This window comes from Rhizobium indicum, assembly GCF_005862305.2.
GTDB classification, from domain to species: Bacteria; Pseudomonadota; Alphaproteobacteria; order Rhizobiales; family Rhizobiaceae; genus Rhizobium; species Rhizobium indicum.
The window spans coordinates 32,606-55,032 of record NZ_CP054024.1; the positions used below are offsets into that span (position 1 = coordinate 32,606).

19 protein-coding genes, 3 pseudogenes and 1 riboswitch are annotated in these 22,427 nt (G+C 59.3%); of the genes and pseudogenes, 12 read left to right on the plus strand and 10 right to left on the minus strand.

The window, feature by feature from the left end; genetic code table 11:
- Positions 1-24: 24 nt before the first annotated feature.
- The gene (locus FFM53_RS31970) at positions 25-738 is read right to left on the minus strand and encodes a hypothetical protein (RefSeq protein WP_138333718.1); all 714 of its coding nucleotides are present in this window, start codon (positions 736-738) and stop codon (positions 25-27) included.
- A gap of 333 nt (positions 739-1,071) precedes the next feature.
- Here FFM53_RS31970 and FFM53_RS31975 point away from each other — a divergent pair, with 333 nt between their 5' ends.
- The gene (locus tag FFM53_RS31975) at positions 1,072-3,255 is read left to right on the plus strand and encodes a S8 family serine peptidase (RefSeq protein WP_163925769.1); all 2,184 of its coding nucleotides are present in this window, start codon (positions 1,072-1,074) and stop codon (positions 3,253-3,255) included.
- A complete protein-coding gene (locus tag FFM53_RS31980) occupies positions 3,252-4,553 on the plus strand; it encodes an MBL fold metallo-hydrolase (RefSeq protein ID WP_138333715.1) in 1,302 nt (433 codons plus the stop codon). The genes FFM53_RS31975 and FFM53_RS31980 overlap by 4 nt, the downstream gene beginning before the upstream one ends.
- Before the next feature lie 207 nt (positions 4,554-4,760).
- On the opposite strand, the gene FFM53_RS31985 is transcribed toward FFM53_RS31980, so the two are convergent.
- Positions 4,761-5,012, minus strand: a complete 252-nt coding sequence (locus FFM53_RS31985; RefSeq protein ID WP_138390647.1) for a hypothetical protein — start codon at positions 5,010-5,012, stop codon at positions 4,761-4,763.
- A gap of 152 nt (positions 5,013-5,164) precedes the next feature.
- Here FFM53_RS31985 and FFM53_RS36650 point away from each other — a divergent pair.
- Together FFM53_RS36650 and FFM53_RS36655 are read left to right on the plus strand one after the other, a co-directional pair.
- Positions 5,165-5,680 (plus strand): annotated as a pseudogene (locus tag FFM53_RS36650) (hypothetical protein); the annotation flags it as partial.
- 225 nt (positions 5,681-5,905) lie between these two features.
- Positions 5,906-6,571, plus strand: coding sequence for a hypothetical protein (locus FFM53_RS36655; protein ID WP_246413390.1), 666 nt, complete (start codon positions 5,906-5,908; stop codon positions 6,569-6,571).
- Positions 6,572-6,598: 27 nt separating this feature from the next.
- Here the strand turns inward: FFM53_RS36655 and FFM53_RS31995 are convergent, their stop codons facing one another.
- Positions 6,599-6,937 (minus strand): hypothetical protein, encoded by a 339-nt coding sequence (locus FFM53_RS31995; protein WP_138333712.1) that lies wholly within the window; start codon positions 6,935-6,937, stop codon positions 6,599-6,601.
- On the opposite strand from FFM53_RS31995, the gene FFM53_RS32000 reads away from it, so the two are divergent.
- From FFM53_RS32000 to FFM53_RS36660, 3 genes and pseudogenes are all read left to right on the plus strand, one after another.
- Positions 6,936-7,565, plus strand: a complete 630-nt coding sequence (locus FFM53_RS32000) for a hypothetical protein (protein WP_138333710.1) — start codon at positions 6,936-6,938, stop codon at positions 7,563-7,565. The genes FFM53_RS31995 and FFM53_RS32000 overlap by 2 nt on opposite strands.
- Positions 7,566-7,629: 64 nt before the next feature.
- The gene (locus FFM53_RS32005) at positions 7,630-7,794 is read left to right on the plus strand and encodes an ATP-binding cassette domain-containing protein (RefSeq protein WP_205923189.1); all 165 of its coding nucleotides are present in this window, start codon (positions 7,630-7,632) and stop codon (positions 7,792-7,794) included.
- Positions 7,795-7,911: 117 nt separating this feature from the next.
- Positions 7,912-8,226: pseudogene (locus tag FFM53_RS36660) on the plus strand (hypothetical protein).
- Positions 8,227-8,520: 294 nt separating this feature from the next.
- On the opposite strand, the pseudogene FFM53_RS32010 reads toward FFM53_RS36660, so the two are convergent.
- Positions 8,521-9,294: pseudogene (locus tag FFM53_RS32010) on the minus strand (SOS response-associated peptidase family protein).
- A 63-nt stretch (positions 9,295-9,357) separates the two neighbouring features.
- The gene (gene ligD, locus FFM53_RS32015) at positions 9,358-10,422 is read right to left on the minus strand and encodes a non-homologous end-joining DNA ligase (RefSeq protein WP_138333708.1); all 1,065 of its coding nucleotides are present in this window, start codon (positions 10,420-10,422) and stop codon (positions 9,358-9,360) included.
- A gap of 281 nt (positions 10,423-10,703) precedes the next feature.
- Between ligD and FFM53_RS32020 the strand changes: the two genes are divergently transcribed.
- The 3 genes from FFM53_RS32020 to FFM53_RS32030 are packed head-to-tail and all read left to right on the plus strand — an operon-like array spanning position 10,704 to position 16,142.
- Positions 10,704-11,456 (plus strand): ImuA family protein, encoded by a 753-nt coding sequence (locus tag FFM53_RS32020; RefSeq protein WP_138333706.1) that lies wholly within the window; start codon positions 10,704-10,706, stop codon positions 11,454-11,456.
- A complete protein-coding gene (locus tag FFM53_RS32025; protein WP_163925771.1) occupies positions 11,377-12,888 on the plus strand; it encodes a Y-family DNA polymerase in 1,512 nt (503 codons plus the stop codon). Before FFM53_RS32020 ends, FFM53_RS32025 begins: the two co-directional genes overlap by 80 nt.
- Positions 12,885-16,142 carry an error-prone DNA polymerase gene (locus FFM53_RS32030; RefSeq protein ID WP_138333704.1) on the plus strand — a complete coding sequence of 1,086 codons (3,258 nt, stop codon included), beginning with the start codon at positions 12,885-12,887 and terminating at the stop codon, positions 16,140-16,142. The genes FFM53_RS32025 and FFM53_RS32030 overlap by 4 nt, the downstream gene beginning before the upstream one ends.
- Positions 16,143-16,238: 96 nt before the next feature.
- Here the strand turns inward: FFM53_RS32030 and FFM53_RS32035 are convergent, their stop codons facing one another.
- Genes FFM53_RS32035 through thiC form a run of 5 tightly spaced genes read right to left on the minus strand, consistent with a single transcriptional unit; the run spans position 16,239 to position 20,629 of the window.
- Positions 16,239-16,859 carry a thiamine phosphate synthase gene (locus tag FFM53_RS32035; RefSeq protein ID WP_138333703.1) on the minus strand — a complete coding sequence of 207 codons (621 nt, stop codon included), beginning with the start codon at positions 16,857-16,859 and terminating at the stop codon, positions 16,239-16,241.
- Positions 16,856-17,629 (minus strand): thiazole synthase, encoded by a 774-nt coding sequence (locus tag FFM53_RS32040; RefSeq protein WP_138333701.1) that lies wholly within the window; start codon positions 17,627-17,629, stop codon positions 16,856-16,858. Before FFM53_RS32040 ends, FFM53_RS32035 begins: the two co-directional genes overlap by 4 nt.
- A gap of 3 nt (positions 17,630-17,632) precedes the next feature.
- The gene (thiS, locus tag FFM53_RS32045; protein WP_138333699.1) at positions 17,633-17,830 is read right to left on the minus strand and encodes a sulfur carrier protein ThiS; all 198 of its coding nucleotides are present in this window, start codon (positions 17,828-17,830) and stop codon (positions 17,633-17,635) included.
- The gene (gene thiO, locus FFM53_RS32050) at positions 17,827-18,801 is read right to left on the minus strand and encodes a glycine oxidase ThiO (protein WP_138333697.1); all 975 of its coding nucleotides are present in this window, start codon (positions 18,799-18,801) and stop codon (positions 17,827-17,829) included. Before thiO ends, thiS begins: the two co-directional genes overlap by 4 nt.
- Before the next feature lies 1 nt (position 18,802).
- The gene (thiC, locus tag FFM53_RS32055) at positions 18,803-20,629 is read right to left on the minus strand and encodes a phosphomethylpyrimidine synthase ThiC (RefSeq protein WP_138333695.1); all 1,827 of its coding nucleotides are present in this window, start codon (positions 20,627-20,629) and stop codon (positions 18,803-18,805) included.
- 92 nt (positions 20,630-20,721) lie between these two features.
- A riboswitch (TPP riboswitch) is annotated at positions 20,722-20,833 on the minus strand.
- 621 nt (positions 20,834-21,454) lie between these two features.
- On the opposite strand from thiC, the gene FFM53_RS32060 reads away from it, so the two are divergent.
- The gene (locus FFM53_RS32060) at positions 21,455-21,673 is read left to right on the plus strand and encodes a helix-turn-helix domain-containing protein (protein WP_020048045.1); all 219 of its coding nucleotides are present in this window, start codon (positions 21,455-21,457) and stop codon (positions 21,671-21,673) included.
- A gap of 578 nt (positions 21,674-22,251) precedes the next feature.
- Positions 22,252-22,422, plus strand: a complete 171-nt coding sequence (locus FFM53_RS32065) for a hypothetical protein (protein WP_163879888.1) — start codon at positions 22,252-22,254, stop codon at positions 22,420-22,422.
- Positions 22,423-22,427: the final 5 nt, after the last annotated feature.

A 22,427-nucleotide genomic window follows, 5' to 3' on the forward strand; every position in this document is an offset into this window, starting at 1 on the left:
CAGGAAGCAGGATTTGTCGGAGATTCACAGCAGTTGGGGTATCCATTTTCGCTGGAGTCGTTCCTGCGTCAGCCTCGCCTCCAAGCCTGCATCCTTGCGCTCGATGCTTTCCTCATAGATGTATTTTGTGTCTCCCCAGAATTCGCAGATTGCCTCGGCAAAGCCCCTGAGCCGTCCAACCGGCACATCCATCATTGCTACGGTCCGATACACCGCTGAAGGCGGTTCATCAGATAGCGTTTGCGGAAGATGTGCCCAAAGGTCAGGGCACCGATGGACAAGTGTGCCGGCGGATTTTCCATCGCCATGCCGGGCCGCGTTCCCTAGATGGTGCAGGACGTCCAGGATCTCAAAACTTGGGAAGTCCTGAAGTCCGATACCCCTCAAGTTGAAGAAGAACTTCTGTAAAACCTCCCAATTCGCGCGCTCGATGTCGCCTCGACGGTCTTCGGCCGGATGAAGCTCGCTAGCGCAGCCAACTATGTAAGCCCTGAGCTGGCGTTCCCACATCGATTGGATCGCAAGCGAAAAGGCTAGCTTCGTCTCACGGTTCACGTCCTGCATGTCAGGCTTCGCAAACGCTGCCCAGGCGCCACCGCGCTGCTCCAGCTCGTCAGCCTTGCGATTCAGGGTGTCGAGCGCTGGAATGATCACATCGTCCAGATATGTTTTGATGGTTCTGGCGTGACGATACGTTTGAACGTCCGCATAGCAGTTCTGCCATCGATATGGCTCCATAGTTAAACAATACCCTTTCTGCCGCCTGACGAAGTGGCGCGCCCGCTCTTTTGGCTTAGATTGAGTCGCCAACGGACTTAAGAGATCGACGCCTTTACTTGTTTTGGGCTGCGAGCCGGACGCCGATTCGAAGCAAGTTCGGACTAGTCCGGAAGGTATAGTATGTGCTCGTACTTCCACATCCGGAACGTTACCGATAGAGATTCCCTCTTACATTGATTCCAGGGGACAGCAACGCTCGGAGCGATTGCATATTTTGCAACCATAAGCTATGCTATGATTGCCGATTAGACAATCGACGATAAATGCCGCTTGCCTTGGGGGAGACGGGCTTTGGCAGCAAGTGATGAGATTTCTCGCAAACTTCATCCACGCCTTCGCTGCCTCAAAAATGGGGCGGCGCCTGTCAACCTGCTGCGTTCGGACATTAGTTCAACAGTGGCGACGGCACCGAGTATCTCGGCCGAGTCGCTGGGCATTCCAGCAAGTCTGGACCTTTCGCTTTTCCGCGAGAGTCTGCCGATTGGTCCATCCGAAACCCCCGTTCGCGCTAGACGGCGGCTAACCAAACGACCGAAGCTCGACGACCAGCCCCCGCCCGAACGTTCATACGTCAATGTCTTTGTCGAACTCTATCGCGATCGTGGCGCCGACGGAACCGAGGTGGAGCGCTCTGCAGTGGAACGGATTAGAGCGATCGCGCAACGCGGGCAGGCAGATGCGACCGCTGCGGACAAGACCTCATTTGGTAGCGACGTTTTGGTGCGCCGAAACTTCGTCTCGGCAACTGTTCCGATTTCCGCCCTCGCTGAACTTGAACAGGATTCCGACGTTGCTTTTGTTCACCCATCGGAACCTATTACATTCGATCAACCCATCATAAGCAATGGAGACGCGAGCAAGCCGACGCAGCGCGGCATCGGTGATGCGGAACTGCGCAAAGTTCATCGTGACGGTGACGGGGTAATCATCGGGATCATCGATGTGGGCGGTTTCGATTTTGCTCATCCAGATTTCCGTGACTCCAAGGACGGGACCCGCTTCCTCTCTATTTGGGATCAAGGCGGCGATTTTCGCGACCCGCCCTCCGCGCACGGCAACAGTCGCTTCGACTATGGCAGCGAACTCACAAAGCCGCTTATGGACGCGGCAATTGCCGCCGAAAAGGCCGGCAAGTTCCCCGCCACCTTTGCGGAGCGCCAGTCGCAACGCGCCGAAGCGTCACATGCGACCCATGTCGCAAGTATTGCTGCCGGCAACAAAGGTGTTTGCCCGCAGGCAAGCATCGCAGCCGTACTTATCTCTGTTCCGGCCCTCAAAGATCGAACCGAAGAACGTCGGGCCACGTTCAGCGATTCTGCACGTATCATCCATGCCGTTGAATATCTGCTCGAGATCGCCCAACGCGAAAACAAGCCAATCTCGATCAATATCAGTCTCGGGACGAACGGGGGCGCCCATGATGGATCAAGTGGCGTATCCCGATGGATCGATGCACTCCTCTCCACACCAGGCCGCGCCGTATGCGTTGCTGCAGGCAATGCGGGCCAGGAAAAGGCCCAAACCACCGATGACATGGGTTTCATCATGGGCCGCATCCATTCGAGCGGCCGCATCACCGCGCGAGGCCTTTCGGTCGACCTGGAATGGACCGTCGTCGGCAACGGCATTGAGGATATGTCAGAAAATGAAATGGAGATCTGGTACGGCGCACAGGATCGGCTGACTGTCATGTTGAGACCGCCGGGTCAAAGTTCTGAATGGATCACGGTACGCCCGCGGGAATATGTCCAGAATCGCCGTCTTTCCAGTGGCACAACCGTGTCGATCTATAACGAACTCTATCACCCCACGAACGGCAGCAATTACGCCGCGATCTATTTGACACCTAATCTGCAGCCAGGGAGCTTGCGGGGGGTGGAAGCTGGGGTCTGGAAGGTGCGCCTGGTCGGGGATGAGATCCGCAACGGTCGGTTCAACTGCTGGATCGAGCGAGATGATCCAATCGACATCGGAGTACAGGGCGGTATTAGGCTTTACCGCTTCCCCTCGTTCTTTTCAGAGACATCGAATATCGACTCGCATTCGATTAGTTCGCTAGCCTGCGGTCACCGGGTAATTGGGGTCGCCAATCTGGACGACGCGCGACAACGAATAAACATCTCCAGCAGTCAGGGTCCGACCCGGGATGATCGGAGCAAGCCCGATGTCGCCGCTCCAGGCACGGGCATCATTGCCGCCAAGGGTTTTAGCGAGGACGGCAAGCTTTGGGTCGGCATGACGGGTACGAGCATGGCCAGTCCCTATGTTGCCGGCGTTGTAGGCCTCATGCTTGCCGCCAACGCCAATCTCACGTCAGCACAGTGTTCAGGCATACTACAAAGAACCGCGCGTCCGCTTCCAGGGGCTTCCTACGAATGGCGCAGCGATGCCGGATTCGGTGTGATCGATCCTGCTGCTGCCATTGAAGAGGCACGGACCTTCAATCAGCGTACCGAAGTCCGAGGCGCGCCATGAAACTTCAAATCTTTCAGTCCCATAAAGGCGATTGCCTGCTCCTGGAGGGCGCAGAGGGCGGGCGCGTGCTTTGTGACGGTGGGATGGCCTCGAGCATGAAAAAATATGCTCGCACCGTCCTCTCCAAGCTGCGCGACGACGGTGAGAAACTTGATTACGTCTATGTCTCTCATATCGATCAGGATCATATCTCAGGCGTGCTGCAGTTGCTTGAGGACGAATTTGAGTGGCGCCTTTACGACTATCACCGCGACAACGGTTCCCCGATCCGCAAACCAGATTTTCCGCGCCCGCCCGAAATCGGCGGCATCTGGCACAACGCGTTCCGTGATCAAGTTGGAAAAAATGCCGGCGATGTCGAAGATTTGCTGGCGGCCGCTGCGCCCTCCTTGCTTGCTACGTCGGTGCCAGAGCTTGTCGAACTGGGCGAAGAACTCCAGGGGATCGCAGTCTCCATCCCTGAGGCAATCAAGGTCTCGCGCTATGCTTCGCCGGAGTTGCTCGACATACCGGTTAACAAGTTGCCGGGCTCACACGACCAGCCGAAACTGCTAATGTACCGCAATGACCAGAAGCCTTTTCAGGTCGGCTCCATGCGTTTCACCATCGTCGGCCCAACACGGGAAGAGCTGACTCTCTTAAAGGAAGGCTGGAACAACTTTTTACGGGACGCAAAGAACGACCAAAAGCTGAAAGACCTCCGGGCGGAGATCAAGCGCAAGGTTGAGGTATTCGGCCAAGAGGCCTTCGATCTGCGCGACTGGAACGGCATCGAGGACTTTAAGGGTGTGACGACCCCCAACATCGCGTCCTTGATGTTTATGGTTGAGGAAGCGGGCAAGCGCATCCTGCTGACCGGCGACTCTCAGCAGGACATCATCTTGAAGGGGCTCAAACTCGCTGGCTTCCTCGGCGACGGCTATTGCCACGTCGACGTTTTAAAAGTGCAGCATCATGCCTCAGAGCACAATGTCGACGAGAATTTTTGCAGACTGGTATCGGCCGATCATTACGTATTCTGCGGGAATGGCTCCGACGGCAATCCGGAACGCTCTGTTATCCAGCAAATCTACGATTCTCGTCTCGGGCCGGCGAAGACGCGATCCCTTGCGCCTGAGTCTGACGGTCGACCATTCAAGTTTTGGTTCAGCACGACCTCCAAAGCACAGATTGACGAAAGTCAGCAACAGCAGACCTATGCGGCCGTCGAGGCTCTGGTGGCATCCTTGGAACAGCAATCAAACGGGCTCTTGTCTTTCGTATTCAACGACGGACCCCGACTTGAACTGGCGGTCTAGCCCGCGCGCGGATTTCGCAGCGGCGTAAAATTCGATCGGCGTAGCAACGAAGATATTCATCTTGAGTGGCGTCGATGAGACGGGAGAAGCCGGCATAGGCCGGGAGGAGGAACGATGGATGCTGTTGAGCGTGCCCGGCGCGATCGCGACGCCATATTTGGTATGGGACCGGCCGTTGGCCAGAACGAACTCCCGACCGTGGCGATGTCAGAACAAAACAATGGCGTTGAAACGGGTCGAAGACGACGCATGTTTACGCCTTTCCTCGTCAAGGATCAGGTGCGGGCTGCCACACTCGCCGAGCATCTGGCCGCACAGGCTGCTATCCACCCGGGTCTTGATGGGGATGCTCAATTGGCAACGGTCATGAGCACGGCCCGCGCACTCGCGGACGCAGGTGACAAAGAGATGGTCCAGCACGCGCTCGGCCTTTTTCTGACGCATCACCCGCTGGGACATAAGCTGACCGTCCCTTCGCTTCTCAACGGACCGCATTCGCCGTACAGTCTGCAGTTCCCCTTCCAGACGAGACACTTGGCAGTCGAGCGGATGGTGATGAAGCCAAACTCGACTGGTTCCGGGAGGATCCACTCCTCAATGAACATCACGAACATTGGCATTGGGTTTATCCAAACCGCGCAGGCGAGGGCGACCCGATCTACAAGGTTAAGGAACGTCACGGGGAACTCTTCTACTACATGCATGAACAGATGCTCGCACGCTATGACGTTGAGCGTGTCGCGGCCGGTCTCGAACGAGTCGAGCCGATCAAAGAGTATGCAGGACCTCTTGGAGCGGGTTATGATCCCGGACGTCTTGCGGACTACGGCTTCTCGCCTCGAGAAACTGACAGCGTTATGGTGCCGTACGAGGACATTTCGCCCGAAACCCAAGACGGGTTTCGCAAGAAGCTGGTGGACGCAGTCGCAGGAAAGGCTCTTGTGACGACGACGGGGACGGTGGCGCTTGAAGGGCATTCGGGTTCGAATATCCTTGGGTTGACGTCGGAGACAACGGACGCGAGTGTCGATGGCGCATATGGTAACCATCACGGCAACGGCCACGTGCTCATTGGTGACCTCGACGCGCGACCTGGAGTTATTCTGTCACCCTCCACCGCCATCCGCGATCCGGCCTTCTGGCGATGGCATCGACATGTTGACGACTTGCACTTTAGCTACCAGGACAACCTATCGTCTCACGATTTCGGCGATCGTCCCCCAGTCGATATCAAGAAGCTTGCGCTGGGGTTCGAACGCGATCACCCCGGCAGCGAACGTGAAGGTGCAGATCTCAGCGATGCCGCGAATGCAACAATCACTACCGGCGGAACTGATACGCTTGAGACCACAATGCGGCTGGGCGCCTATGAACTTCTGACGGGGAATCGTTATCGATTCGACTATCTCAGTCACTCGCCCTTCTTCATCGCGACTGAACTGCAGAACCGTGATGCGGCTATTAAGGCCATCACCCTCCGTTTCTTTCTCATCCCCGATCAACTTTTCGATGTGAATGGCGATCCGACAACGGCCACCGGTCGCCAAATGCGACGTTTCGCGATCGAACTCGACAAGGTGCGCTTCCGGGCCCAGCCTGGCGCGCAGGCTTTTGGCCGCTCTGGAAGGCAAATGGCGGTCGTCCGACGGCCTGTTGTTGTGGACCCCGGCGAAGTCGTCGATGTCGATGGCAGCACAACCGGTTCGGACGCACGAACTTGTACGTGCGGTTGGCCATATGGGCTGCTGCTGCCCCGTGGCTCCGCCGAAGGCATGTCCTTCACGCTGTTCGCCATGGCCACCGATAACGAGCTCGACAGGGTCGGCAGCCAGAAGAAATGCGGCTCGATGAGCTTCTGCGGAGTTGGTGACGAGTATCCAGACGCCCGGCCAATGGGCTACCCTTTCGATCGCCCCTTCGAAAAGCCACTCGCCGACATTGTCCACGAAAATTCCAACATGATGCTCCTGCCGCTGAAGATTAGGTGGACGAATCCTCCTCCTCTTGTTGGGTGGTGAGTTGGCACAGATGGCCTCAACGGCTGGTTACTCAAACTTGTGGAGGATGCGATGCAGCAAAACCAAACTGATCCCGACGTTCTGAAATCCGGGGAGGCAACAACGCTTGGGACCGGCGTTTTTGCAGTGCCCGATCCCGCAAGCAAAGAGTTCGGAGCAGTTCGAAAGGAGATGGTCGATGACATCACCTATGAAGACTGCGTCAAGCGCGGACATTTCGTGCGCGCATTCAAATGGATCCCTCGCACCGAAGGCCAACAGGATCAAACGATGCTCAAGAACGCGTGTGCGGTAGCGGGCCTTCGCTGCGTTGATCGCTGCGTGCCAATAAATTGCCTCTGTGTTGATGGCGTTTGCCGCTGACATGGCGCGCTTCCTCACGATCGTACTTTGTGTTTTGCTTATCGGCTTCACGGCGATGGCGGCTACCGTATGGGCTCTTGGTTCGTACGGGGTGTTGGCGCTGGACAGTGATACGAACCGCCTTGAACTCCTGAAACTTGTGCCTACGACTCTCGCCTTTTTGGCGAGTCTCACGGCTGCTGCTGTCTCAGTCCTCGTGGCTGGGAAGCAGCAAGCATCAGCACGTAGTCTCGAAGAATTTAAAGCGAACCTCGCCCTCTCAGGACGTAATGTCGAACGGGAGTACGGACTGATCGACCAGGCGAAGCTCGCGGCCTCCGTTTATGTGAATAAGTTGCGCCAACTTGAGGATGGATTGTTTGACGCAACAAGCGTTCGCGATGCAGAAAATGGTGTCATGACCCTTGGAAATATCCTGCCGCGCGACGTGTCGTACCTGGCTGTCTGGTATCGATTTGCTCAGCAGGGATTCTGTATTGCGGACGTCGCAAAACGACGCAAAACGAAGACGGATCGTCAGGAACTCTGGAGGGAAGAAGGTCCAATTTTGGGCGACCTCTTTGAAAAGGTAACGCAAGCTTTGGATCAGGAACGCGCGATTTTGGGAACCTCGGTACCCATCGCTTCGTAGTTTGGAAGGTGTGTGCAGGTTGTCGGCGAAGTCTTGGACACACTTCGCATTGTCGCAAGAACGGATGACCATGATCGTCTTCACGCACAAGATGCGGTTCGCCCGTGAATTCTCGGATCGGATCGCTTTCTTCTACAATGGGCAGACCCACGAAATCGGAAAACCCGACCAGATCTTTGACGCCCCAATCAAACAGGAGACGGCGGACTTCGTACGATCGGAGTTGTAGTATGTTAATTATGGCCTCTTACAGCGTGGCGTTTTGCGGCGATGCTCTGCAGGGTTACGTGGGCGAATGGCCCGCCTCGATGTGGGTCGTTTTTTAATTGGGCAGACGCCTGGCACCATGACCGCCGGCGGCAAGAGACCTCCATCTGTCTAGGCGACGTTCGAGGTTGCGCTAGCGAAACTGCCGGACGGCTATGTTGACGGACATTTTGGTAATCGATCATGGGGCGTGACCGTGAAGCGGTCGGAGGATGGCAAACGGGCTTGGCTCTATGGCGAGGAGCTTGGCAGAGCCAATATCGTCAGCTTCAACCTGTATCGACTGTCTGGACCTGGGCCGATACTGAAGCCGTGCGAAATGTCCTCCGCAAAGGTGATCGAATTCGTTCTCGGTTTCGAGCCCGGCACAGTGAAAGCCGCGTCTCGCCCATAATGGTCGAAAAATGAGCGCAGGATCTATATTGCATTGCAGCAAGTGCATGGCTGCACTGCGGTCTGAGCGCTGGCGGTCGGGGCAGCCTCTGGTATTTTGAGATTAACGAAGCGATGCACCTCCTCCCGCAGAGCTTCGTGTTTCAGGCGACCCACTCCTCCTCCCAGGGGCGCCTGACGGAACACCGGCACTCCTCCTCCCAGCCGTTGTTCAATTTATTGGAAAAGCCTGCCGCACCTCCTCCCGCGGCAGGCTTTTTCGTTTTCCGATACGTTCAAGCTCTGAGTTCGGGCGTCAAAGCAGACTGCTTTGGTCCACCAGCTCTCCGGATTTCGAGACAATCGTGGATCCGTACGGTTCGCGGGACGAGATGATCAGCGCGTCATTCGGTAGTGGACGGGCCAGTTCCTTTGCCTCTTCCCAGGGCGCCCGCATCCAGGTGTCAGTCTCTTCCTTCGTCAGCAACAGGACCGGCATGGCCTTTCCATGGATCGGCTTCACCAGTTCGTTGGGATCCGTGGTCAAAAACCCATAGAGATCGTCGGTGGTCAGCCCGTCCCTGATCTTTCGGACACTCTGCCATTGCGGCACATGGATGCCGGCAAAGAACATCAGCGACTACTCCTCATTGCGGGCGAACCACGCATTCGGCACGTTGCCGCCTTGCTGCTGGCTGGCCGGATCCGGCTCAGCAAAACTGGTGACCGCGACGAGGCACCTGTTTTCGACGCCAAACCATCGTTTCCAGTGCGGAAAACTGAGCTTGCGCACGTTGGTCGTACCGCGGTCGGCTTCCATGCGGATCAGTTCTTCGAGATCGAATGGCTTGCCTTTCGCCGCAAGTTTCTCGGCCTTGATTTTGGCCGCCTTCTCAAGGGCGAAGCGCGGCGAGGGTACGCCCCAACGCGCATGGACCAGTTGCTTCTTTCCGTCGGCGGTGTTGCGGACGATCGGCCCCATCTGGTCGGGGTTCATCTGGTAGGCTGGCATCAGATTGATCAGGCTTTCAGCATCCTGCGCCCACTTCGCGACCCAGTCCTTGTCTTCCATGCGATACAGATTGCACATAGCAGGCCATCTACTCCGCTTGAGCTCGAATGGACGACAATCTAGCGGACGGCGCTGATTTCGCTAGTCGAGCCGGAAGACGTCGGCATTGTCCTGGCGTTCTCGCAGGCCCTTGTAGGACGGATGACGGAGTTTCCCGTCAGTCGACCAGGCGCGAAACTCGATCTCGGCGATCAGTGTCGGTTCGACCCAGACAATATCGGCGCTTCCGGAATAGGGCAGGGGCGGTTGCTTTCGCTTCCATCGCAGCGTGTCCAGCATCTTCCGCAATCTGATGATCTCGGCTTGCCTGAATCCCGTGCCGACGCTTCCGACGTGGATGAGCTCATCACCACGATACGCAGCGAGCACCAAAGAGCCGAAGCCGGCCGTGGACGCTGCCGACCTCTCATAACCGACGATGAAGAAGGCCTCGCTCTGGATGCATTTGACTTTCACCCAGTCCCCGGTCCGGCCGGAACGATAGGGCCGATCGAGGTGCTTGCCGACGATGCCCTCCAGGCCGAGGCGGCAGACATGCTCAAGCAGGACAGCTGGTTCGCCATCGAGTGTTTCCGATAGTCTGATGGCGCCGACCTGGTCATTCGTTGGGCCGTTCAACGTGTCCTCGAGAAGGTGTCGGCGGGACCGGTATTCGACACCGCGCAGATCGTGGCCATCAAGGTAGATAAGATCGAAAGCGTAAAGGACGGCGTCGGAGGCGCGGTTGCCAGCTTGTTTGCCGGATGCGCCCAGCGATTGCTGCAGCAGCCCGAAATCCGGCCGGCCCTCGTCGTCGAGCACGACGGCTTCGCCGTCGATGATCATCGTCGCCGGCCCGAGCGCTCGGGCGGCCTGCTCTATCGCTGGAAACCGGTGCGTCCAGTCATGGCCGCCGCGGGTGAGGATCCGGATGCCTTGGGGCTCGATATGAACGGCAAGGCGATAGCCATCCCATTTCAGCTCCCAGCTCCACTCGCTTCCCTTTGGGGGACGGGACTTCAATTGCGCCAGCGCAGGCTCGACGCGCTCGGGCATGGGATCGAAAGGGAGCTGTGGCTGGGCTGGATTTCGCTTGCCTCGCGGCCGGGAACGGATCGGGGCCTCGGTGTCACGAAGGAGGGGTTTTGATCTCGGAGGCTTCGGCATCCCGACAGTTCAGCAGAAAAATCTTAAAGACACTGTGACGATACCAACTTGTCCCCGCAATTCACACAAAGGGATTAGCGCTCGCAAACGCTCCGAAAAAATTCTGCAGGCTGCTATTGGGCTGATTCCCATGGATATTCCGCGGATTTCTAATGTTCAGGATAATATTCCCATCCCTCCGGTTGCTTGACTCTTTTGCTGCTCGGGAACAGAAAGAGAACATCTGCATTTGTCTGACATGATGTCGGCCGCCAACACGACCTTGAAGGGAGCCGTGAACGATGACTGCTGCCCGTGAAAGGGTGATTTCCGATTTGCGCGAGCGCATTGCATCGCTGGAAGGCGTATCAGCAAGGAAAGCCGGCTGTCTGTCCTTTGGGGTGGCGGAAATCGATGCAGTGCTCCCGGGAGGTGGTCTGGCCTATGGCGCCCTACACGAATTTGCAGGCGGCGGATCGGGCACGGTGGACGGGGCGGCGGCGGCGCTCTGTGCCGCAGGCATTGCGGCCCGCACCAAAGGCCCGATCGTCTGGTGCCTGACGCGCCCCGATCTGTTTTTTCCTGCGCTCGCCCACGTCGGCCTCCATGCCGATCGGGTGATCTTTGTCGAGTCCGACAAGGAGGAAGACGTCCTGGCAAACATGGAGGAGGGGCTGTCCTTTGGTGGGCTCGGCGCCGTCGTCGGTGAACTCGTTCGGCTGCCGATGGTCGGATCGCGCCGGCTGCAGCTTGCGGCTGAGCGGACGGGCACGATGGCGCTTGCCGTGCGACGTTGGCGGCGGCAGACGGAGGCCAATGACTTTGGGCAGCCGACGGCGTCGACCACGCGGTGGCGGGTGAGCGTCATGCCGTCGGAGGAATTGCCAGTGCCGGGCGTTGGGAGGGCCCAATGGTTGCTGGAGTTGATGCGCGTGAAAGCGGGTGAATGTGCTGAGTTTCTCGTGAGGGCGTGCGATGACAAGGGTTGTCTCGATCTATCTTCCGGATCTGCCGACGGATCGCATTCGTCGCGCCGATCCCGGCATACCGCCTGAACAGGCGATCGCGGTGATCGCCAGGAGCGGCTCGAAGCGTTGGGTGTCGGCCGCCGACGCCGCCGCCCGAAAAGTCGGCGTGCACGTCGGCATGCCGGCGGCCAAAGCGCAGGCGTTGTTCCGCGGCCTGATGCTGGTCGATGCGGATCCTGCGAAGGATGCCGCAGCACTCGAACGCATTACCCTGTGGGCGCTGACGCTCTATTCCCCCATCGTCGCAGTCGATGGGATCGACGGCATCGTCATGGACACCGAGGGTGCAGATCACCTGCAAGGCGGCGAGCTCGCCATGGTGACCAAGATCGCCAATCAGTTCCTGGCCAAGAAGCTCACCCCCCGTGTCGCGATCGCCGACACCTGGGGTGCAGCTCACGCCTGCGCCCGCGCCATCAGTCGCGAAACGGTCATCGTGCCGGTTGGTGAGACCGTCCCCGCCGTCGAAAGACTGCCGATATCGTTGCTGCGCCTTTCCGGGAAAGTCGTCAGCGATCTGCGCACGCTTGGCTTCCAGACCATCGGCGAATTGGCCAACACGCCGCGTGCGCCGCTGACGCTTCGTTTCGGTCCGGAAATCGGCCGGCGGCTCGATCAGATGTTCGGCCGCGTCTCCGAACCCATCAATCCGATCCGCACCGCCGAGCTGATCGAGGTCAGCCGCGCCTTTGCCGAACCGATCGGTGCTGCCGAAACGATTGACAAATATGTCGGCCGGCTGGTCGTGCAACTGATCGAGGAGCTGCAAAGGCGCGGCCTTGGTGTTCGGCGCGCCGACCTGATCGTCGAAAAGGTTGACGGTACGCGGCAGGCAATCCGCGCCGGTACGGTGAAGCCGGTGCGCGATGTCGCCTGGCTGACGAAGCTGTTTCGCGATCGAACGGAGAAGATCGAGCCCGGCTTCGGGATCGAGAAACTGACGCTCGTCGCCGTCATGGCCGAGCCGCTGGAGGAGCGCCAAAAATCCTCCTCGCTGGTCGAGGAGGAAGTGAAGGACGTGACGCCGCTGATCGATATCTACGGCAACCGTGGCCAGCGTGTTTATCGGGTGGCACCCGTTGCCTCCGACGTGCCCGAGCGCTCCGTCCAGCGCATCAGTCCTGCTGCAGATCCGATCGATGTCACCTGGGTCAGTCATTGGCGTCGGCCGGTCCGGCTGCTGGCGCGTCCGGAGCTGATCGAGGCCATCGCCTTGCTGCCGGACCGGCCGCCGGTCTCGATCACCTGGCGCGGCAAGCGCCGGAAGGTCAAGCGCGCCGACGGTCCGGAACGGATTTTTGGCGAGTGGTGGCGGCGCGACGCCGAGATGGAGGCGGTGCGGGATTATTTCGTCATCGAAGACGAGGCCGGCGAGCGGCTCTGGGTGTTTCGCTCCGGTGATGGCATCGATCCTGAAACCGGAAACCATCGCTGGTTCATGCATGGGATCTTCGCATGAGTTATGCCGAGCTGCAGGTCACCACCCATTTTTCCTTCCTGCGCGGTGCAAGCTCGGCGCAGGAACTGTTCGAGATCGCCAAGGCTCTCGGCATCGAAGCCCTTGGCGTTGTCGATCGCAATTCGCTGGCCGGAATTGTACGGGCGCTAGAAGCATCCCGCGCCACGGGATTACGCCTCGTTGTCGGTTGCCGGCTTGATCTCGTCGACGGCATGTCGGTGCTGGTCTACCCGACCGACCGCGCTGCCTATTCCAGGCTGACCCGCCTCATCACGCTCGGCAAGTCGCGCGGCGGCAAGAACAACTGCATCCTCCATTGGGACGATGTCATTGCCTACGCCGACGGCATGATCGGCATTCTTGTGCCGGACCTGCCGGATGACGTCTGTGCAATCCAGCTGCGCAAGATGGCCGATCTGTTTTGCGATCGGGCCTATGTATCGCTTTGTCTGCGGCGCCGGCAGAACGACCAGCTCCGGCTGCATGAGATTTCCAATCTTGCATCACGCTTCAAGGTGAAGACAGTCGTCACCAATGATGTCCTCTTCCATGAACCAGGCCGCCGGCAGTTGCAGGACATCGTCACCTGCATTCGGACCCGCACGACGATCGACGAAGTCGGCTTCGAGCGCGAGCGCCACGCCGACCGTTATCTGAAGCCGCCGGAAGAAATGGAGCGGTTGTTTCCGCGATATCCGCAGGCCCTGGCAAGAACCATGGAGATCGTCCGTCGCTGCACGTTCTCGCTCGAGGAACTCACCTACCAATATCCGGAGGAGGCGATCGTGCCGGGCAAGGATGCTCAAGCCTCGCTCGAGCATTATGTCTGGCAATGCGTGCCCGATCGCTATCCCGAAGGTCTGCCGCCCGATGTGTTGAAGGTCGTGCGCCACGAACTCGACCTCATCCGCACCATGAAATACGCGCCCTATTTTCTGACCGTCTTCTCGATCGTGCGCTATGCGCGGTCCCAGGGCATTCTTTGCCAGGGCAGGGGCTCTGCCGCCAACAGCGCCGTCTGCTACATTCTCGGCATCACCAGTATCGATCCCTCGACAAACGATCTTCTGTTCGAGCGTTTTGTATCCCAGGAGCGCGACGAGCCGCCGGATATCGATGTGGATTTCGAGCACGAGCGGCGCGAAGAGGTCATTCAATGGATCTACCGCACCTATTCCAGAGAAAAGGCAGCGCTCTGCGCCACCGTGGCCCGCTATCGGGCGCGCGGCGCGATCCGCGATGTCGGCAAGGCGCTCGGGCTTCCGGAGGACGTGATCAAGGCGCTGTCGTCGGGCATGTGGGCCTGGTCGGAGGAGGTCTGCGATCGCAATGTCCGCGAACTCAATCTCAATCCAGACGACCGGCGTCTTGTGCTGACTTTGAAGCTCGCGCAGCAATTAATGGGCGCGCCACGGCACCTCGGCCAGCATCCGGGCGGCTTTGTCCTCACCCATGATCGGCTCGACGATCTCGTGCCGATCGAACCGGCGACGATGAAGGACCGTCAAATCATCGAATGGGACAAGGACGACGTCGAAGCCCTGAAATTCATGAAGGTGGACGTCCTGGCCCTTGGCATGCTGACCTGCATGGCCAAGGCCTTCGATCTGATCCGCGAGCACAAGGGTCGCGATCTCGACCTGTCTGACATCGAGCAGGAGGATCCTGCGACCTATGCGATGATCCGCAAGGCCGATACGCTCGGCACGTTCCAGATCGAAAGCCGCGCGCAGATGGCGATGCTGCCGCGGCTGAAACCTCGGACATTTTACGATCTCGTCGTGCAGGTGGCGATCGTCCGGCCGGGCCCGATCCAAGGCGACATGGTGCATCCCTATCTGCGCCGGCGCGAAGGCAAGGAGCCGGTCGAATATCCGACGCCCGAGCTTGAGGCGGTGCTCGGCAAGACGCTTGGCGTGCCGCTGTTTCAAGAGTCGGCGATGCGGGTCGCGATGGTCTGCGCCGGCTTTACGGGCGGTGAGGCCGACCAGCTGCGCAAGTCGATGGCGACCTTCAAGTTCACCGGCGGCGTTTCGCGGTTCAAGGACAAGCTCGTGTCCGGCATGGTGAGGAACGGCTACACACCGGAATTCGCCGAAAAGACCTTCTCCCAGCTCGAAGGCTTTGGTTCCTATGGTTTTCCGGAGAGCCATGCGGCTTCGTTCGCGCTGATCGCCTATGCGTCGAGCTACATCAAATGCCATTATCCGGAAGCCTTCTGCGCGGCGCTCATCAATTCGCAGCCGATGGGTTTTTACGCGCCGGCGCAGATCGTCGGCGACGCGAGAGCCCACGGCGTCGAGGTGCGGCCGGTCTGCATCAACCGGTCCCGGTGGGACTGTACGCTGGAGCGGATCGGCAAATCTGGCCGCCACGCCGTACGGCTCGGTTTCCGGCAGGTGAAAGGACTGGCGGTCGCTGACGCCGCACGCATCGTCGCGGCACGCATGGACAATGCCTTTGCCTCAGTTGACGATATGTGGCGACGATCCGGCGTGCCATCGGAGGCGCTCGTCCAGCTTGCCAAGGCCGATGCCTTTCTGCCGTCGTTGAAGCTCGAGCGTCGAGACGCGCTCTGGGCGATCAAGGCATTGCGCGACGAACCCTTGCCGTTGTTTGCGGCGGCTGCCGAACGGGAAATGGCTGCGATTGCCGAACAGCAGGAGCCGGAGGTGGCACTTCGGCAGATGACGGACGGGCATAACGTCATTGAGGACTACAGCCATACCGGGCTGACATTGCGGCAGCATCCGATCGCCTTCCTGCGCAAGGATCTATCGGCGCGTAATATCATCACCTGCGCCGAGGCGATGAATTCGAGGGACGGGCGATGGGTCTATACGGCCGGTCTTGTCCTGGTACGGCAAAAGCCTGGATCGGCCAAGGGTGTGATGTTCATCACCATCGAGGACGAAACCGGGCCGGCCAATCTCGTCGTCTGGCCGACACTCTTTGAAAAACGCCGGCGGATCGTGCTCGGGTCTTCGATGATGGCGATCAATGGCCGGATCCAGCGGGAAGGGGACGTCGTTCATCTTGTCGCCCAGCAGCTGTTCGACCTGTCAGGCGATCTTGTTGGCCTTGCCGATCGTGATGAAGAGTTCAAACTTCCGGCCGGCCGTGGTGATGAGTTCGCCAGAGGCGGCGGGCCTGATCCACGGGACAAGCCGAAGCCTGTCGTCGCCGCGCGCGACATGTTTGTGCCTGACCTTCATATCGATACGCTGAAGGTGAAGAGCAGGAATTTTCATTGATATTCAGTTTGAAAAAGCGGATCGTTGGATCGAAGCCGTTCAAGGCGCTTGACGACCCGTAGGTTCTACAATCCATTACCCAGGTTTCCTGGCGGCTTACTGAAGATTGTGGGTTCGCGCCTGCGCTGTGGCGATGATCCATTGCTTTGTTCTAAGTTCCGGATTTTCATGCCGCATCACGTCGGTCACGACGGCGACGCTATCCGCCCCGTGAGCAAGGACGCCTTCGATCCGTTCGACATTCAACCCGCCGATGGCGACGAGAGGCAGGTCGCCGATGCGCGATTTCCATTCGCTCAGCCGCGTCAGCCCTTGCGGCGGCCATTTCATCTGCTTGAGGATCGTCGTGTAGACCGGGCCGAGTGCGATATAATCAGGCCTTGCTGCCAGTGCGATTTCCAGCTCGCGTTCGTCATGCGTTGAGACGCCAAGCTTCAGGCCACTCGCTCGTATCGCGTCGAGGTCCGCTGTCGCAAGGTCCTCCTGGCCGAGATGGACGAAGCCGCAACCTTCCTTGATCGCAAGCCGCCAATAGTCGTTGACGATCAGCTGACATTGATGTTTAGCGCAGACTGCTACTGCGCGACGAATCTCGGCGCATAGTTCAGTCCTCGGACGATCCTTGATGCGCAACTGCACCAGCTTGACGCCAAGCGGTACCAGCCGGGCAATCCACTCGGCGCTGTCCACGATCAGGTAGAACGGATCGAGCTTCATGTGAACACCGCCTTTCCGATCACCGGCGTAGAGGGTACGGCCATGTCGCGCGGCTCCATCAGGCCGGCTTTAAAGGCTTGATTGCCGGCGGCGATTGCCGCGGCAAAGGCGCCTGCCATCGCCGCGGGATCTCCGGCGCCAGCAACGGCGGTGTTGAGCAGAACCGCATCGAAACCGAGCTCCATCACCGCAGTTGCGTGCGACGGCCGACCGATGCCGGCATCGACGATCAGCGACACGTCAGGGAAATGCGCCCGCATTGCCCTGAGCGCTGTCGGATTGAGCGGCCCGGCGGCACTGCCGATCGGTGCGCACCAAGGCATCAGCACCTTGCAGCCGGCCTCCAGCAGTCGTTCGGCCACGACCAGATCGTCGGTCGTGTACGGGAAGACTTCGAAACCTTCGCCGACGAGAATGCGAGCCGCCTCGACGAGACCGAAAACATCCGGCTGTAACGTATCATGGTTGCCGATGACCTCGAGCTTGATCCAGTCGGTGGCGAACAGCTCGCGGGCCATCTTTGCGGTCAGCACGGCTTCCGCGACGCTGTGGCAACCTGCAGTGTTGGGAAGGATACGAACGCCGAGCGCGCGGATCATCTCGAAGAAGGCTCCCCCACTGCGGCCGCCAGACATCTCACGGCGAAGCGAGACGGTGACGATTTCCGTCGCCGATTGCCTGACGGCCTCGGAGAGGACGGCAGGAGAGGGATATCGCGCTGTGCCGAGCAGCAGACGGGAGTTTATTTCGGCGCCATAAAGCGTCAGCATCCATCAGCCTCCCTGCATCGGCGACAGGATTTCGATCCTGTCATTGTCGCTGAGCGAACGATCGAACCGGTCTTCGCGATGGACCAGCTCACCGTTGACGGCTGTCGCCAGCCAGTCACCCTCGTATTCCATCAGGACCAAAAGCTCCGACAGCGTGTCAGCCGCGACATCCTGGGCCTCGCCATTAACGATCACTTTCATGAGGCGTTCCTTCCCGTAGTGTGTTGGTTGTAGACAAGTTCAACGGCCTCGGCCGCCATAGCTGGCGCGAGCAGAAAACCGTGTCGGTAGAGGCCGTTGAGCGAGATCACCTTTCCCTGACGGCTTGCGCGGGGAAGATTGTCCGGAAAGGCTGGGCGGATTCCGACACCCGTTTCGATTATAGTTGCATCGGCAAAGGCCGGAAATAGCGTGTATGCAGCGTTGAGCAGTTCCATCAGTGAACGGGCGACAATAGGCCCGTCGAATTCCGTCTCGATCATCGTCGCGCCGACCATGAACAGACCGTCTCCGCGCGGGACGATGTAGACGGGGAAACGCGGATGGAGCAGGCGGACCGGCCGGGAGAGATCCACGTCAAAGCTTCTAAGGTAAAGCATTTCGCCACGGACGCCGCGTAACTCCTCGGCCTCACCAATGCGCGCAGCGCCCGTGCAATCGACGACACTGTCGAACCTCTCCTCATGCGAGCTCTCGCCCACGAAGGTGACCCCCTGAGCCGTCAGCTTGGTGCGCAGCAGACTCAAAACTCGCCGGGGATCGAGATGGGCTTCGCGGCGAAAGAACAGCCCGTGCCGGAACCGCCCGCCAAGTGAGGGTTCCAGCGCCGCAATCGCCGGCTCTTCCAGCCATTCATAACCCGTCGTGCGGCAGGCAAAGCGTCGCAGTTCACCAAGATCGCGGGCCGAGGCGACCACGAGCGTTCCGTTGCGTCGCACCTCTCCCGGCACCATTGCCTCCCATTTGTCGGCGGCGGTGAGACCGCGCATGAGTACCGCGTCATCAGCACTCTCCCGCTCGCACCAGGGCGCCAACATTCCGCCCGCGAGCCACGAAGCAGCACGCAGGAAACCGTCATATGGATCCAGCACGGTGACCTCGGCATCTCGAGCGCGCAGTTCATACGCCACCGTCAGGCCGGCAACGCCGGCCCCTTTGACAAGCACACGCATCTCATTCGCCCGAATGCTGCAGGGTTTCTATCGGCATATAGAGGTCGCCGCCCTCGCGATAACGCGCTGCCATCGCATCCAGACCCTCCTTCTGCGCTTCGACGCGGATATCGTGCGAGATGCGCATCGAGCAGAATTTCGGGCCGCACATGGAGCAGAAATGCGCCACCTTATGGGCTTCCTTCGGCAACGTCTCGTCGTGGAAGCTGCGGGCGGTTTCCGGGTCCAGCGAGAGGTTGAACTGATCCTCCCAGCGGAATTCGAAACGGGCACGCGAGAGCGCGTCATCGCGCAGCTGTGCTGCCGGATGCCCCTTGGCGAGATCGGCGGCATGGGCCGCGATCTTGTAGGTGATGACACCTACCTTCACGTCGTTGCGGTCCGGCAGGCCGAGATGTTCCTTGGGCGTCACGTAGCAGAGCATGGCGGTGCCGAACCAGCCGATCATCGCAGCCCCGATGCCGGACGTGATGTGGTCGTAGCCCGGCGCGATATCGGTAGTTAACGGTCCGAGTGTATAAAAGGGCGCCTCGCCGCAGACCGCGAGCTGCTTGTCCATGTTTTCCTTGATCTTGTGCATCGGCACATGGCCGGGACCTTCGATCATCACCTGGCAGTCTTTCGCCCATGCGATCTTGGTCAGCTCTCCCAGTGTTTCCAGCTCGGCGAACTGCGCCGCATCATTCGCGTCAGCGATCGAGCCGGGGCGCAGGCCATCGCCGAGCGAGAAGGAGACGTCATAGGCGCGGCAGATGTCGCAGATCTCCTCGAAATGCTCGTAGAGGAAGCTTTCGCGGTGATGATGGAGACACCACTTCGCCATGATCGAGCCGCCGCGCGAGACAATGCCGGTCACCCGGTTGACGGTGAGCGGGATGTAGTGAAGTCGCACGCCGGCATGGATGGTGAAATAGTCGACGCCCTGTTCGGCCTGTTCGATCAGCGTGTCGCGATACACCTCCCAGGTCAGGTTCTCGGCAATGCCATCGACCTTCTCCAGCGCCTGATAGAGCGGCACGGTACCGATCGGCACCGGCGAATTGCGGATGATCCATTCGCGGATGTTGTGGATGTTACGGCCGGTGGAGAGATCCATGACGGTATCGGCGCCCCAGCGGGCCGCCCAGACCATCTTCTCAACCTCCTCCGCCATCGATGAGGTGACGGCGGAGTTGCCGATATTGGCGTTGATCTTCACCAGAAAATTGCGGCCGATGATCATCGGTTCGGCTTCCGGATGGTTGATGTTGGCGGGGATGATCGCCTGACCCGCCGCCACTTCCTGCCGGACGAATTCCGCCGTCACATGGTCCGGAATTTGGGCGCCGAAACTTTCGCCGCTGCGGACCATGGCTTCGGCCCTCGCTTTGCGGCCGAGATTTTCGCGGATGGCGATGAACTCCATTTCCGGCGTGATGATACCGGCGCGCGCATAGGCGAACTGGGTGACGGCCTTGCCGTCCTTTGCGCGCAGCGGCTGGCGTAGTGCGGGGAATTCGGGCGTCAGCCTTTCGCCGCTGGCAAAGCCGTTGTCTTCGGGACGGACATGGCGGCCCTGATAGGCCTCGACGTCGCCGCGGGCGAGAACCCAGTCACGTCGCAGTGAGGGCAGCCCTTGTTCGATGCGGATCTCGGTGCCCTCGATCGTATAGGGGCCGGACGAGTCGTAGACGACAACGGGCGGCTCGCCCGATGTCGGATGCAGGCTGATTTCGCGCATCGGCACGCAAATGTCGGGATGGACGCCCCCCCGAATGTAGATCTTCCTGGATGCCGGCAAGGGGCCGGTGGTGACGGATGGGGTGATATTCTTTGCGGCGATATTCATGGTTTGAGGCTCCAAGTTTTCGATTGGAGACCCAGTCCTCAGCCGGAATGATGAAAAGACGCCGGCACGGATTCGACGCGTGAATCCACTGCCTTCGAGCGCTTGCACCGTCCCTACGCCAGTATGAACTGGATCAGGTTCAACGGGTCACTGCGCGCGATAGCAGTATCTCAGCCCCTTGCCGGGACCCCCCTGGTGAATGCGAAAAAGGGTAGAGGCTTGCCGAGGGAGCTGTCAAGCGACAACTGCAATGGCTTGGGGATGCAGGTGACACTCAGGCTATCGGTGGGTGGTCGCGCGATCAAACGAATGAAATACCGGCAGCAAGATTTTACTTTCCTACCATCTTTCGATGCCGTGATGGTTCACACCTGTTGAAGCCTATGTACCCGAGCCGTCCTTTGCTGGCGTCGAATTCATGTCGTCCATGATATCCTCGGTCGGCTCGCCGATCTGATTTGCAAGCGTTCGACTGAGACGGCGCTTCCATCCCGACATATGGAAACCTGATAGATGTTGATTTCAAAGAAGGCATGCGAAGCTGCTCGTCTTCAGTCCAAGCCCTGTACTCGATTACGGCGATCAATGTCGATTGCAGCAAGACGTCACTCTACTAGCGGGCGCCAATGATGATCGCAGGGAAAGGTTGACCCCCGGAGGCAAGGGTCGTCCACTCCTTCACCACGTTCGACCTGTACTCCATCGCACAAACTGCTAGAAAGAGCGCCCGCGGAAATCGGAGAAATCCACCGCTGCCGGACGCGGTCGGCAGCGGTGGAACTAGAAACCTTTTGTTTTCCGGCCGCCAGAAGGAAGCTTAAAGACATGAACATGGCCTCGAAGATTGCGAAATCCCCTGCTGTCCCATCCATCGGCGCCCTGCTTGCAGAGGCTCGCCAGGCTCGCGGCTATTCTTTGGACGACCTCGCAGAAACCACCGGTCTGACCGTGGCCGAGGTGACAGCTCTTGAGAACGACGCGGATTTTGACGCCTCAAGGATACGAAGGACCGCGGCCGCTCTAGGAGTTTTAGGCAAAATCTGAAGCACGCGTCGCGCTGAACTGGTACGCAGCTGACCTAAGGAGGGCGCCTGCAGCAACTCACCGGGTACAGGACGCGCTTAGTGGGAAGCCCTTCAACGCCCCTAAGGGTTATAGGGCTATCCAGGCTTCAGACTCAGTCGGGCTGGACGCTTCCGCCTAGTTGGCTGGCCCGAATGAATTGGCTAGCGCCTGAAGTCATTCGTCGCGCCCTTGCTGTGTAGAGACAGCTTGCCGACTGCGATTGGTGTCGCGATCATCGTGGCACGGTGATCAATCAGCGATCTCACGATTTTATTCTTCCAGCAATCGCAACACTGGCGGCGCGCCATATGCGCGGAATTATCAAAAGGCATTCTCGAGGGGAAGCAGCGAACATATATTGCGGCGGCCAATCCTGTTCGTAAACGCTGTTCCGGTCCCACGTTGTCCTTGCCGCACTAATCTGTGATGGGATTGGCGGCACTGGTCAACAACGAGCTGTACAGGGACCTGTTTACACGCCCACGAGCCTTGCCAGACTTGCTGTTGCGGGCCAGTCGAAGCAACGGTGGGGGCCGGCATTGCATTGGGGAATCAGCGTGAACGCCAAGGCTCAGCAAAAGATGATCGTCATCCGCGCAATTCTCACGGTGATCTGCTTCGCAGGCGGTTTCGTTGTTCCTCTTCTCTTCCTTCTGGCTGCCTTCTTCGCCTCGACGATTTACAACATCGTGGATCCGAAGCCGGACCCTCCGGTCGACGCCTGGTAGGCTCG